Origin of the sequence: Eubacterium sp. F2 (assembly GCF_046244355.1) — a bacterium.
Lineage (GTDB): Bacteria > Bacillota > Clostridia > Peptostreptococcales > Anaerovoracaceae > Aminicella.
This window is the reverse complement of the sequence record NZ_CP176393.1, coordinates 1,565,950-1,579,035: the sequence shown is the minus strand read 5'-3', so window position 1 is coordinate 1,579,035 and position 13,086 is coordinate 1,565,950. Positions and strand designations below refer to the sequence as shown.

At 50.9% G+C, this 13,086-nt stretch carries 12 protein-coding genes; all 12 read right to left on the bottom strand.

Annotation, left to right across the window (positions count from 1 at the left end; translation table 11 throughout):
* Window positions 1-294: 294 nt before the first annotated feature.
* Window positions 295-627 (bottom strand): Ig-like domain-containing protein, encoded by a 333-nt coding sequence (locus ACI77B_RS06645; RefSeq protein WP_409336102.1) that lies wholly within the window; start codon window positions 625-627, stop codon window positions 295-297.
* Window positions 628-1,383: 756 nt separating this feature from the next.
* Window positions 1,384-2,583 carry a pyridoxal phosphate-dependent aminotransferase gene (locus ACI77B_RS06640; protein ID WP_409336101.1) on the bottom strand — a complete coding sequence of 400 codons (1,200 nt, stop codon included), beginning with the start codon at window positions 2,581-2,583 and terminating at the stop codon, window positions 1,384-1,386.
* Window positions 2,584-2,711: 128 nt separating this feature from the next.
* A complete protein-coding gene (locus ACI77B_RS06635; protein ID WP_409336100.1) occupies window positions 2,712-3,554 on the bottom strand; it encodes a TlyA family RNA methyltransferase in 843 nt (280 codons plus the stop codon).
* Window positions 3,555-3,566: 12 nt separating this feature from the next.
* Window positions 3,567-5,414 (bottom strand): 1-deoxy-D-xylulose-5-phosphate synthase, encoded by a 1,848-nt coding sequence (gene dxs / locus ACI77B_RS06630; RefSeq protein ID WP_409336099.1) that lies wholly within the window; start codon window positions 5,412-5,414, stop codon window positions 3,567-3,569.
* Window positions 5,415-5,510: 96 nt separating this feature from the next.
* Window positions 5,511-6,407: a polyprenyl synthetase family protein gene (locus tag ACI77B_RS06625; RefSeq protein ID WP_409336098.1), complete on the bottom strand. Its 897-nt coding sequence runs from the start codon at window positions 6,405-6,407 to the stop codon at window positions 5,511-5,513.
* Between the two features lie 46 nt (window positions 6,408-6,453).
* Window positions 6,454-6,657 carry an exodeoxyribonuclease VII small subunit gene (xseB, locus tag ACI77B_RS06620; protein ID WP_409336097.1) on the bottom strand — a complete coding sequence of 68 codons (204 nt, stop codon included), beginning with the start codon at window positions 6,655-6,657 and terminating at the stop codon, window positions 6,454-6,456.
* 21 nt (window positions 6,658-6,678) lie between these two features.
* Entirely contained in the window at window positions 6,679-7,869 is a 1,191-nt protein-coding gene (gene xseA / locus ACI77B_RS06615) for an exodeoxyribonuclease VII large subunit (RefSeq protein WP_409336096.1), read from the bottom strand.
* An 18-nt stretch (window positions 7,870-7,887) separates the two neighbouring features.
* Window positions 7,888-9,054, bottom strand: coding sequence for a hypothetical protein (locus ACI77B_RS06610; RefSeq protein WP_409336095.1), 1,167 nt, complete (start codon window positions 9,052-9,054; stop codon window positions 7,888-7,890).
* Complete coding sequence (gene nusB / locus ACI77B_RS06605; protein WP_409336094.1) at window positions 9,054-9,515, bottom strand: transcription antitermination factor NusB; 462 nt, start codon at window positions 9,513-9,515, stop codon at window positions 9,054-9,056. The genes ACI77B_RS06610 and nusB overlap by 1 nt, the downstream gene beginning before the upstream one ends.
* Window positions 9,512-9,880 carry an Asp23/Gls24 family envelope stress response protein gene (locus ACI77B_RS06600; protein WP_409336093.1) on the bottom strand — a complete coding sequence of 123 codons (369 nt, stop codon included), beginning with the start codon at window positions 9,878-9,880 and terminating at the stop codon, window positions 9,512-9,514. Before ACI77B_RS06600 ends, nusB begins: the two co-directional genes overlap by 4 nt.
* Window positions 9,881-10,271: 391 nt before the next feature.
* Window positions 10,272-11,693, bottom strand: coding sequence for an ISLre2 family transposase (locus ACI77B_RS06595; RefSeq protein WP_409335832.1), 1,422 nt, complete (start codon window positions 11,691-11,693; stop codon window positions 10,272-10,274).
* A 94-nt stretch (window positions 11,694-11,787) separates the two neighbouring features.
* Window positions 11,788-13,074, bottom strand: coding sequence for a transporter associated domain-containing protein (locus tag ACI77B_RS06590; RefSeq protein WP_409336092.1), 1,287 nt, complete (start codon window positions 13,072-13,074; stop codon window positions 11,788-11,790).
* Between the last annotated feature and the right edge of the window lie 12 nt (window positions 13,075-13,086).

Here is a 13,086-nt window from a genome sequence, read left to right as displayed (position 1 = left end):
TCTGCAGCGCATTTCTGCGGCTCTGACGGGCCTGCGGGCGTATCCGCGGCTTTTCCCCCGAACACTTCTTAATGCACGCGTTACCGCCCTTTATATCCATTATACTGAAGTACAGATACAGATTCCAGCACGAAAAAAGGGACTGCAGCCAGGCATATCGCGGCCTGGAACTGCAGTCCCTCTATCAGATGACTCCGATCATCTATTTTTCTCTTCTAACATAGCATGTTAGTAAGCAGTACTCAATGTGTTTCGCGGAAATGACGTATTTGTCTGCGAAATTCACAGCATGGACTACTTAACGGTTACCACACACTTGTCTCGAATTCCGTTGACACCGAGTACGTATACCGTCGTCTTGCCGGCTTTCTTAGCCTTGATCACGCCTGTATTGTAATTTACATCCGCAATCTTGCTGTTTGCTGTCAGGTAACGGAGCAGTCCGCAATGCGTCGCGTCGAGGAACGCGCGCTTCTTGTTCACCTTGGATATCGTTGCCTTCACCTTATAGGTCTTGCCCTTCTTCAGGGTAATGGCATGCTTCTTCACCTTTACGGACTTCACATTCGTGGAGCGCGCGCTGGTGTTTCCGCAAACGGAGTGAACCGTGACGCTGTTTCTTACCACGACTTTCTTTCCGTTCTTGATCTTGTACGCCGCAACATAATACTTGTAATTATGGTACGTCTTCAGATTCTTCCTGGTGTAGACACGGGCCTTCGATGCCTTGTAGTCAGCAACTTTCTTGAACGGATGGATCTTCTTTCCTTCATCAATGGATATTCATTCATGTATATGTATGTATTTTGTGTTCATCTAAGTTTGTATTTTTCTGGTTCGTTTAAATCATGATTATCCTATATTCTGCAGAACCCGGCTTTTCCTCGCAATAAGTATTCTGAAAATTTACTGTGTAAAATTCCGCATATATCCGCCATTTTTCGATTTCTGACGCCCTTCGGCAACAAATAGTTTCGACGCTGTCCTTTTCCAGTGCCTTTGCCCTCTTTAACCGCTCTCAAAGTTCCAGATTTTTGTAATATTTCCAGGACATCTCTGCCTGATCCGGACATTTATAATTATTCGGTTCTGCGCTTCCTCTCAAAACTTGAAAAAAAACGAACCGGGAACCATTCCTTCACATTTTCATCATATTTCCATATCTTTACCCGGTATCCGGCATGTACACTGAAAAACCACATCTTCCAGCCAAGTAATTAATTTCTCATCTTCCAGATTTCATTCACAGAATCCAGCCAGTGCTGCAGAGCCAGTCGCACTTCGCCTTCGGCTCATCGGCATGGGCAAAGCACCACATGAAAAGAGACGGATGCGTCTGCACCCGTCTCTTTTAGCCTATATATTGGTATATATACGATGCCGTTACTTATTTCCCTTTGCCTTGTAAGCCTTGAGGCCGAGACCGAGGAGTTCTGCGGCTCTCTTCAGGTCTTCTTTCTTCAGGATGTAAGCAATTCTGATCTCATCCTTTCCGATGCCCTTTGTTGCGTAGAAGCCGCTTGCCGGTGCGTACATAACAGTCTCGCCATTATCATCGAACTCGGTCAGCAGGAACATCAGGAAGTCTTCTGCGTCTTCAACCGGCAGTTTGACGGTCATGTAGAATGCTCCACCCGGCTTCTGGCAGACTACGCCAGGAATCTTCATGAGTTCTGCGTGGATGGTATCTCTTCTTGCGCAGTACTCTTCATTAACTGCCTTATAATAGGAATCTGGAACGCTGTAGAGTGCTGCTGCTCCGATCTGGTCGATTGTGGAGGAGCAGAGTCTGCCCTGTGCCATCTTCATGATTCCGCTCATGAACTCGTCGTTCTTGGAGATTACGCAGCCGATTCTTGCTCCGCATGCGGAGAATCTCTTGGATACGGAGTCGATCAGGATAACTCTGTCTGCGTACTCGGACAGCTGTCCGAAGGAAGCGAGCTTTCTTCCGTCGTATACGAACTCTCTGTAAACCTCATCGGCCATTACCCACAGATCGTGATCCTTTGCGAACTCGCAGATAACCTTCATGTCGTCCAGTGTCAGAACGTTTCCTGTCGGGTTTCCCGGGGAGATGCAGGCAATTGCCTTGGTGTTCGGTGTCAGGGACTTCTCCAGCAGCTCTCTCTTTGCATACTGGTATCCGTCGTCTGCGCTTGCTGTGATCGGTGCAACGCTTCCGCCTGCTTCCAGAGCAAATGTGTTGTAGTTGGTGTAGAACGGCTCTGCCATCATAACCTGGTCGCCCTCGTTCAGGATGTTCAGGAAGGACATCATCAGCGCCTCGGATCCTCCGGTTGTTACGATGATGTTCTTTCTCTCCAGGTCAACGCCGATCTTCTTATAGTATCCGATGATCGCGTCCTGCAGCTCCGGAAGTCCGCCGGACTCGCCGTATGCGATAACCTTTGGCTCATATGCTCTGATGGCTTCCATGAACTCCGGCGGAGTCTCGATATCCGGCTGGCCGATGTTCAGGTGGTAAACCTTCTTGCCTTTCTGCTCTGCCTCAATAGCGATCGGGTTGAACTTACGGATCGGGGAGAACTGCATCTCCTGCACTCTCTTGGAAAGTTCCATAATGAATCTCCTTTCATTACATTGATACGTACTTCTTCTTTCACATACAAAAGACTGCACAGACAAAATACTATGCCATTTATTTCACAAGTATAATGAAAACTCTTGCGGGCACTCACTGAAAATACTTACAAATCTTCGTGAGATTGTCTGACAATGCTTTCAACAGTAACCTCATTATAACGCGAATCGACTGGAATGTCACCCAAATTATCGGATTTGTTATTGTATTCAATATACAATAAGTACTCAATATTCCCTTTTGTGCCTTTTACCGGAGAAAAGGTTAAACCTTTTGGTGTGAACCCATTATCAACAGCATAAGCAGCAGCTTTCCGGATAACTTCCTTATGGATTTCCGGATCTCTGACAATGCCGCCAGTGCCGCGCATCTGCTCACGCCCGGCCTCAAATTGCGGCTTGACCAGGCACACCATCTGTCCCCCCTTGCGGATGATTTTTGCCGCCGTCGGAAAAATCAGCTTCAGGGAAATAAATGACACATCTACGCTGATGAAATCGATGGGATCCGGCACCAGCGCAGGGTCCAGATAGCGCACATTGCACTTCTCCATATTCACAACGCGCGGATCGCTCCTCAGTTTCCAGGCAAGCTGGCCATAGCCGACATCCATGGCATAAACCTTTGCGGCTCCGTTCTGCAGCATGCAGTCCGTAAAACCGCCCGTAGAAGCACCGATATCTGCACAGATCCTCCCCTTCAGATCGATCGGGAACAGCTCCATGGACTTCTCCAGCTTGAATCCGCCGCGGCTGACGTATGGGCAGACATCTTCCCGAACCTCAATCTCCGCGTCCGGATCAATCTTATTTCCTGCCTTGTCGCTCCGCTGTCCGTCGACGAACACGACCCCGGCCATAATCGAGCGCTGTGCCCTCTCCCTGGACGGAAAATATCCCTTCTGAACAAGAAGGACATCTAATCTTTCTTTTTTCTTTTTCTTATCCAATATTCACTCCTGTTATTTCTGCAGATTTTTCAGCGCCGAACATACGGATTCCGCAATTCCTGCGCCATCCAGTCCGTACATGCGGTAAAGGTCATCCGGAGAGCCGTGGCTCACGAATTTATCCGGCCATCCCAGACTCAACACATGCAGGCCGCACGGTGCCTTCTCCTGGAACATGGCCCCGAAGCCCTCCAGAACTATGCCGTCCTCCAGGGTAACCGCAAGCTTCACCTCAGGATTCAGCAGAGACAGATCCATCGGCTTCACCTGAAGAACACTGATGATCCCGACGGAATACCCCTGCTTTTCGAGGATTTCCGCCGCCGCCTGTGCATGGCTGAGCATCGGGCCGACCGCCCAGATTTCAACATCGGTCCCCTCTGAAATTCTCTGGTTTCCGCCCTGATACTCCGGAAGGTCTCCGTCACAGCTGCATCCGCCTCTCGGGTAACGCACCGCCGCAGGCGCGTTCAGGGACAAAGCATACCTGAGCAAGGCCGGAAGCTGCCTGCCCTCCGCCGGTGAAAATACATGCATATTCGGTATCCCGCAGAGGAAACTCAGATCGAACACACCGTGATGGGTCTCTCCGTCTGCACCGACGATTCCGGCACGGTCAATCGCCAGAACCACCGGCAGATTCTGGATACAGACATCTTCGATAATCTGGTCATATGCACGCTGAAGAAAACTGGAATAAATTGCGGCAACCGGTTTCATACCACTTGTGGCAAGGCCCGCGCAGAAGGTGACGGCATGAGCCTCTGCGATGCCCACATCGAAGAATCTCTTCGGATAATGCTTCGCGAAGTCGGAAAGTCCCGTCGCGTCCTCCATGGCGGCAGTCACGGCCACAATCCTCTTGTCTTCCTTACCGAGCTGATCCATCGTCTTTCCAAATACCTTGGACCAGGTGCATCCGGACGGATGCAGAACCGCACCGGTTTCCGGGTCAAAGGGCCCGATACCGTGGAATTTCCCCGGATCTTTCTCTGCGTTGCGGTAACCCTTTCCTTTCTGCGTCATGACATGAAGAACCACCGGCCCGTCCACTCTTCTGGCCCGGGTCAGCGCACCCCGCAATGCCGGAATATCGTGTCCGTCCACGGGACCCAGATAAGTGAATCCCAGTTCTTCAAAAAGAATTCCGCCGGACATCAGCGCGTATTTCATCCAGTTTTTTGCTGCAGCCATGCCCTCGTAAACGCCCTGGCCGATCAGCGGTATTCCCTGGACTTTCCTCTTGACGCTGCTTTTTGTCTGCAGATACTTCCGGCTGGTTCTCAGCTTGGTCAGGTGCTCGGACATTCCGCCGATATTCTTGGAAATGGACATGCCATTGTCATTGACGATGATAATCACCTTGGACTTGGAAATTCCAATGTTATTCATCGCCTCGTAGACCATGCCGCCGGTCAGGGATCCGTCTCCGATCACGGCAATCACACTATAGTGCTCGTGGCGGATGTCTCTGGCCGCGGCCATTCCTGCCGCAGCGGAGATCGAGGTGCTGGAATGTCCGGTCTGGTAAACATCATGCGCGCTTTCGCATTTCTTCGGAAATCCGCTCATTCCGCCGGTCATGCGGAGGTGATCGAACTGATCCGCACGCCCTGTAAGAATCTTATGCACATAGGACTGGTGGCCGACGTCCCAGATAATTTTATCCTTCGGACTGTCAAACACGCGGTGAAGCGCAACCGTCAGCTCCACAACGCCCAGATTGGACGCCAGGTGTCCTCCGGTTTTCGACACATGCTCAATCAGAAATTCACGGATTTCTGCTGAGAGCAGCTCCATTTCATGATTGTTCATCGTCTTCAGATCTTCAGGAAAGTGATAGTCTTCCAGTTTCTTCATCCGCTATACTCCTCCGTTTTCATAAAACTTCCCGGTGCGCTCCGGGGCTCCGCACATACCGTCTTCCGTGCGGAATCTTTCTGCATAGCGCAGAAATTAATGCGTTCTCTTTTCTAATTTTACCACAAGATCACGGAAGAAATCCGCTTCTTCTCCGTAATCCTTCAGTTCGGCAAGGGCCATCTGTGTCAGCTGGGATGCGCGTTTTTTCGCTCCGTCCAGGCCGTACAGGGAAACATAAGTCAGTTTTCCGTTTGCCTCATCCTGATGGGGATCCTTTCCCAGCTGTTCTGCGGTTCCGGTAACATCCAGGATATCATCCACAACCTGGAACTCCAGCCCCAGATTTTCCGCATACTTCCGCAGGTGATCCTTCATTTCCTGATCGGCTCCTCCGAGCTCCAGTCCCGCGGATACGGCGCCCATGATCATCGCCGCCGTCTTATTGATATGAATGTGCCGCAGCATCTCCGGGGAAGAATTCTGACCGTGATCCGATTCCACATCCGATACCTGTCCGGCAACCATGCCCTGCACGCCTGCGCCCACAGCAATCCGGTAAGCCGCGGAAACTCTGCGTTTCAGCAGGTCCGGCTTGTCGAAGTAGAGGAACATGTCCTTAAACATCAGCTCAAAAGCCGTGTTCAGCAGCCCGTCTCCGGCCAGGGTCGCAATGTCTGCACCAAAGCGGATATGATTGGTCGGACGCCCTCTTCTCAGATCATCGTCATCCATGGCCGGAAGGTCATCATGAATCAGGGAATAGGTGTGAATATACTCCATCGCACAGGCGTAGGGCAGCGCTTTCACCGGATCCCCTCCCGCAAACTGACATGAAGCCAGCAGCAGCACCGGCCGCAGCCTCTTTCCGCCGCCTGTAAGACTGTATTCCATAGAATCATAAAGCGTCTGGCTGAGCGGATTAACCTGCGGAATAAAGTCCAGCAGGTGCTGCTCCACTAAATCTTTCAATTCGTCATATTGAATCTTCATATTCGCCTCCTGACTGATCTGAAAAATCCGGGTATCATCAATATTTTTATGCTTTCGGAACTTCTTCCGTTTCAATCTTCTGTTTTGCGGATTCCAGTATGTTCATGCAGGAATCGTAGCATTTCATTCCCTCTTCATAGCATTTCAGCGCGTCCTCGATGCTGATGTCCGGACGCTGGATCTGATCCGCCGCCTGACGGAGTTTCTCCATTGATTTTTCGAATCCTTCTGCGTTTTCCTTCTTGCTCATCGTATTCTCCTGTCTGCGTCCTTACCGGGACCTGCCGGCATCTTCTGCTTTCTTCGAATCTTCTTTCCGGATCACCGCAATTTCCGCCATTCCATTCTTCATGATCAGGCGGTAAAGTGCCGGATGATCATGCCCCGGGCTGCTGGTCTGAAGCTGCGAAATATCCGAAATCACATGCCCCTCCTGATCTTCCAGCATGGAATATCCCTGCTCAAGGATTCTGCCCGGATGATTGGCCTTCAGCAGGATGCTGAGCTGCTTCAGTTCATGTTCCGCATTCTGGATGCGGCTTTGGATACCCATAATCAGCCTGTTTTTCTGCTCTGATGCCGCAAGCTCCGCGTTCTGCAGTTTGCCCCCGGCTCTCCAGTTCAGAATCTGCTTTGTCTTTTCCAGTTCCTCTCTCAGCAGATGCGTATCCGGCACGGCCAGCACCGCGCCCTTGGTCGGTGTCTCCGCCCGCAGATCCGCCGTCATGTCGGAAATTGTAAAGTCAATTTCATGTCCTACTGCAGAAATCACCGGAATTTTACTGTCGTAAATTGCCCGGGCAACCGGCTCCTCATTAAAGGCCCAGAGATCCTCAATAGAACCGCCGCCTCGTCCCACAATCAGCACATCCAGTTCCGGATGTGCGCAGTTCGCATAGCGGATGGCTGAGGAAATGTCTGCGGCCGCCTGATCGCCCTGAACCAGGACCGGAAAGACCAGAATATCCGCAAAATCGTTTCTCATGGTCAGATTCTTCAGGATGTCTCTGACGGCCGCGCCTGTTCCTGACGTGATGACACCCACCGCCGACGGAAAAGCCGGAATCGGCTTCTTATGCGCCGGATCGAACAGGCCTTCCTTCTCCAGCTTCTCCTTCAGCTTCTGAAAGGCGATCTGAAGACTTCCTTCTCCTTCTGCCTCCATGGACTTTACAATCAGTGTATAACTTCCGCCGCGCATATAGACATGCACACGTCCCCTGACCGTAACTTCCATGCCGTCAGCCGGTTCCAGATGCATCTCCTCAAGGTCATCCGCCGGAATCATGCAGCTGATTCTGCTGCTATCATCTTTCAGCGTAAAATACAGATGTCCGCTGGCCGATTTCCTCGGCGCAGAAATCTCTCCTCTCACAGCTGCCATGGAAAGAATCGGATCCGTCTCAATGATTCTGGACAGATAACGGTTCAGTTCCGACACGGTAATGGGTTTCAGTGCCATACTGCCTTCCTTTCTGCCTTACTTCAGCTGACTGTCTTTTTCCAATGCATCCAGCCCGAGAAAGGCCACGCCGACTGCATTATCCGATGACATCTGCGGTGTTCCGAAGCAGACCTGATTCTGTTTCCGCCGATGCCGGTTTTTCTGTTTTTCCTGCGCTCTTTTCAGCTCCTCCTGAAAATGCGTCCTCATAAACTGACTGGACGCGACACCGCCCGCCAGAAGAAAAGTGTGAACGTCATGAATTTCCGCAAGATCCGCGGTCATCAGCGCCGCTGCTCTGGTGATTCTCTTCATCAGAAGCAGAATCATCAGCCCTGCCGCTTTTCTCTTTTCTTCCGAAGGAAGCGTCGACAAAAAAGAGTCCGGCAGGGAGTTACCCGGCCTGTGATTCTCCAGGCTGTTCATTCCCTCTTCACCAAGAATATCCCTGAGCTCCTGATCGTCCATTTTCAGAATCCGTTCCAGCCTTCTGCTGCAGTCTGTTTCCAGGCCGGAGAAATGCACATACCCGTCTTTACAGCGGATAGAAGAAAGCCGGAATAATTCATGATCTGGAATCCTGCATGCTTCCATTTCCACAGCGATCTGATCCAGATACTGCCCGCAGGGAAAAGAAAATCCGAGCTGGACGCCGATTCTGTCCAGTACCTGTCCGGCAGCCAGGTCTTCTGTGCCGCCCACTTTCTGATACCAGCCGGCCTCTTTCTGATTTCTTTTTGTCTGGTCCAGAAGAACCGCTTCTGTCGTGCCGCCAGAGAAGTGGAAAGAAATCATGCGGTCCGGGATTTCCATACCGGAACTCTGCGCCGCCGCACGGATATGCCCCTCCTGATGGGAGGTCCGGATCAGAGGCAGATGAAGGGCCGCCGCAAGGCTTCTCGCCGTCCCTTCTCCTGCCAGAAAAACAGGCATGTAGGAGCCTTCCACCGGGCGCGGACGGGTACTGACTGCTACCGCGGCCAGCTGCTCCGAAGTAACGCCCGATTCAGAAAACAGCTCTTCCAGAAGTTCCGGAAGATGAAGCACATGCTGAAAGAGCGCGTTCTGCTGCCGCAGCCCGCGCTCATTTTCCGGAACATCCAGGAATCGTCTGCGGTCGCAGAGTAAGCGGCCGTCTGCTGAAACCAGTGCGGCCGACGTCTTGTAATTGCTCGTGTCAATTCCCAGTACTGCTCCCTGCATTACTCGTTTCCCTCTTCCTTCTGATCTTCCGGTTCTTCCTCCGGAATATCGGCATCTGCGACCTTGGCCAGGATCGCGTTGATGAAACGGGGACTCTCTTCTGTTCCGTATTTCTTTGCCAGGTCGACGGCCTCGTTGATGGAAACCGCAACAGGAATATCTTTCATATAGAGAATTTCAGCCGTGGCAAGACGGAGAATTGCCAGGTCAGTCTTGGCCATACGCTCGATTTTCCAGCCGATGCTGAAGCTGTCGATGTAATGGTCGAGCTGGCTCTTATGCTTAATCAGAAGCCGGTACAGCCTTCTGCAGTACTCTTCCTGCTCATCCATCTTTTTCTGTGTCAGGATGCTGTCCTCATGATCTGGATCAAAGTCCTTCAAAACGTCCATCTGGTAATAGACCTGCATCATCCACTCTCTGGCCTGCTTTCTGCTCATCTCTCCGTGCGTTCTGTTCATTCCTGTTCCTCTTCCCTGTTCTGACTGTGGCGGCTTGTGACGCCCTGTACATGTACATTGATTTTCTTCAGTTTAACTGATAATTTTTCAGAGACCCGGCTGCTGACGGCATTCTGCACGTTCCAGGCGAGTTCCGGTATGCTCTGTCCGTATTCTGCGTTCAGATAGATGTCTGCGATTATGTTTCCTCCGCGTTCATCCAGCTTTACTCCTTTAACACGGGATTTACGACTTACTGGAAGGTTGTCCGCGATGGCTTCTGTGAAGGTGCTGCACATGCTGCTGACTCCGTCCACGGATTCCGCAGTTTCTGCAATCAGCTCCATCAGTTTTTCCGCAATGTCCTGGCGTTCTTCCTCTTCCATGGCATTTCCTTTCTCATGATGAAATTATAGCATAATCCTGCGCGTCTGCCTAATCTTCCTCATCCTCGGATGGTGTCAAGAGCTAGTGGGAGTTTTTGTTGACAGATCTCCAAGTTGTTTTGTGAGCTGTACGCAGCCTGTGCCTGGAACGCCTCCCGGCTCCCTTCGCGCATGCTCACGCTTCCGACTCCGCCGGCCTTCTCCGGGCTGCGTACCTTCGGACCCGTCCTCGGTACGCCCTGTGTGTCCTGTCACCGTTTCCGTGCATTTCATGCCCGGAACGGTTCCATTCCACACAGCTGTTTCCTTCCCCGGATTCAGGCCGTCGATCGTCTGGCAGCGAGGCGCTCAGAAGTCCAGGCATCAGGCTGCATTACAGTCTCACGTTCAATCAGCTTAGCAGTTCTCTTACTGCTCCACAGCTCTTGATCAGCATCTGAGTTCCGGAAGCTCCGTCCATGACAATAGGCTCTCCGTCAAAAATACTCCAGTCATGCAGTTCTTTTTCCGCATGCTGGATGACACGGTCCGCATATTCAGCGTACTTCTCCCGGAGAATATTCTCAGGCTCTTTTTTCTGCAGATCACTCGCCTTCAGTTCACCGCCATTGATCAGATACACTCTGATGTCACTCAGTCTTCCGAGCCCTTCATCGCTCCATCCCTGCGGCTCACGACTGAACCGTTTCGACAGAATATGACTAACCAGTCCTTCTGTACAGCTTCCCGGCATATCCTTCTTGAAACGATTCACGATTGGCTTCCAGTTCCCATTCAGATAGACACCGAATCCGTTGACTTTTTCTGTCAGCTCCTTGTCTTCCTTCGCGTCATCCAGCAGTTCCTGTATGCACCGGTCAGCTCTGCTTTGATCATTTCCCTTCACAGCATCCATGATCACTTTCTTCACTCTTCTCTTTGGAAACCTGACTGCCAGTGACCGAAGGGCCTTCTGGAAATGAAAACCATCCATAACGTGAACTACATGACAAAAATCGTCCAGACCATTCCGGATCCAGTTCCCGCCGTCTCCATGCAGCACGATTTTCTCCAGCACATCCATGTCATATTTCTTCTCGATAAATCCCTCTACCGTCTTCCACAGACGTCTGGTATTGAACTCTTCATCGACGAAGCTTACCGGCTCTACCGTCGCATTCCGATGGGTGCCGATCATCCGGATTCCTTCTGTCACTGTCACCAGTGGCACGATTCTGCTCCGTTTTCCGGGCTTCTTTCCTGCTTTCTGCATGTGCACGTGATCCTCGTCAGCAAAAACATGGAGCACACTGACCTTTCGCTTCACCTCTGGTACTGCGGTCTCTGGAACATTCACCTTCATGATACAGTTCCTTACCGTTTGTCTGCTCAGTTCACCTCCCGTCACGATCTCAGAACTCTTCGCATAGGATACACAGGCTGCATTTTCAGCCAGCTTCTTTCCTACGACCCGGTCAACACGTTCATACTTTGGCAGTCCAAGAATCTCATCCAGAAGAAACCGGTGCTTCCCGCTGTTCTTGTCATAGTAATAGCTCCGTTCGATCCCGATCGTCCCAAATTCTGTATAAATTGTCCGTTTCCTGCCTCTGGCTTTGATCGTGAGTCCGAGTTGTTTCCGGCCAGCTTTGTCATTCCTCAATTCCTGATCAAATCCCTCTGCTGCCGCACGAATGAACCTGGCGGTTGTTTCCCTGCAGTACTTCATGAGTTTTGCGCTGGTTTCCTCCCAATTCATTCCTTCGTGAGGTTTTAGTGTTTCCAGAATATTTTCCAGGAATTCAGCTGCAATTTCATGTATAATAGATGGCATAGGGATCTCCTTTCGAGTGCATAGATGTAATTTCTTCACTTTTATCTTAGCACTTGGAGATCCCTTTTCCAGTTTCTAACCTCCCACTAATACTTTACACCCTCTCATCCTCGTTCTCTTCTTCCGGCGGGCGGATTACCATGCGCACCTGGACGATGCGGCGTTCTTTAACGTAGAGAATGGTGAATGTATAGTTTTTATATTCCACCTTCCGGCTGTTCCGGCCGTCTTTCGGAATTTCTCCGATCAGGTCGATAATGAATCCGCCCAGGGTTTCGCTGTTATCCGACTCCAGATCCGATCCGGTTTCTTCATTCAGATCATCCAGTGCGACATTTCCGCTGACCAGCCAGGTATTATCCGGAAGTTCCTTAATATCTTCTGTTTCGACATCGTACTCGTCATCAATGTCTCCGACAATCTCTTCGATGATGTCCTCCATGGTGACAATGCCGCTGAAGCCACCGTATTCATCAATCAGAATGCAGATATGCTGGCGTGTGGCCTGCAGCTCCATAAACAGAGCGGCGATATTCTTCGTTTCCGGAACCAGATAGGGCTTTCTCAGAATGGAGCGGATATCCACATGTTCAAATCCCTTTTTCCTTGCCTGAATCAGGAAGTCTTTAATATGGAGAATTCCCAGAATGTTATCCGGTTCCTCTTCATAGACCGGAATTCTGGAATACCGCATGCTCATCAGCTGATCCAGGTATTCATCCGGCGTGTCATCGATATCGATCATAAACACATCCGTTCTCGGTGTCATGATCTCATAGGCGAGCTCATCATCGAACTGGAAGATACTGCCGATCATTTTACGGCCTTCTTCCTGAATCGCACCGTTTTTCTGCCCTTCTTCAAGGAGGGACATGACATCCTCTTCCGAGAACTGCTCATCTTCTTCTCTCCTGTTCTGACGGAAAATCATCAGAAGAATGTTACTCAGCACTCTGAGCAGCCAGGTCAGCGGGAAAAACAGGATACAGAGCACTCTCTGGAAACTGCACATGACGGCTGCCATTCCCTCTGCGTGCTGGTCTGCTGTCCGTCCCGCAAAAAACAAAACGGCAATCAGGGCGGCCAGATAGACCGCCAGGCGGATCAGGGCTGTTTTCCAGTCCGGGAGGAATACCATCCACAGACAGACTGATCCTGCGGCAACACAGAGCACCTGCAGCAGCTTGTCCGTTCCCCTGTAACGGAATGGCTGGTCCAGGTATTTTCTCATCAGCGGCTGCTTATTTTCAGGAAGTTCGTCCCACTTGCTCCTGCTGAAATTTTCTATCGAACGGTAGGTAAATTCTACCAGCACATTAAAAACAAATGCCGCGACCGACGCAATAATGCATATTCGGACGGCTAAAGGGTCCTGTAACATAAATCTCCATCT

Excerpts from the sequence above, each read along its gene's own strand:
- ACI77B_RS06640 (WP_409336101.1), bottom strand. The coding sequence starts at position 2,583 with ATGGAACTTTCCAAGAGAGTGCAGGAGATGCAGTTCTCCCCGATCCGT.
- dxs (WP_409336099.1), bottom strand. The coding sequence starts at position 5,414 with ATGAAGAAACTGGAAGACTATCACTTTCCTGAAGATCTGAAGACGATG.
- ACI77B_RS06625 (WP_409336098.1), bottom strand. The coding sequence starts at position 6,407 with ATGAAGATTCAATATGACGAATTGAAAGATTTAGTGGAGCAGCACCTG.
- xseB (WP_409336097.1), bottom strand. The coding sequence starts at position 6,657 with ATGAGCAAGAAGGAAAACGCAGAAGGATTCGAAAAATCAATGGAGAAA.
- xseA (WP_409336096.1), bottom strand. The coding sequence starts at position 7,869 with ATGGCACTGAAACCCATTACCGTGTCGGAACTGAACCGTTATCTGTCC.
- ACI77B_RS06610 (WP_409336095.1), bottom strand. The coding sequence starts at position 9,054 with ATGCAGGGAGCAGTACTGGGAATTGACACGAGCAATTACAAGACGTCG.
- nusB (WP_409336094.1), bottom strand. The coding sequence starts at position 9,515 with ATGAACAGAACGCACGGAGAGATGAGCAGAAAGCAGGCCAGAGAGTGG.
- ACI77B_RS06600 (WP_409336093.1), bottom strand. The coding sequence starts at position 9,880 with ATGGAAGAGGAAGAACGCCAGGACATTGCGGAAAAACTGATGGAGCTG.
- ACI77B_RS06595 (WP_409335832.1), bottom strand. The coding sequence starts at position 11,693 with ATGCCATCTATTATACATGAAATTGCAGCTGAATTCCTGGAAAATATT.
- ACI77B_RS06590 (WP_409336092.1), bottom strand. The coding sequence starts at position 13,074 with ATGTTACAGGACCCTTTAGCCGTCCGAATATGCATTATTGCGTCGGTC.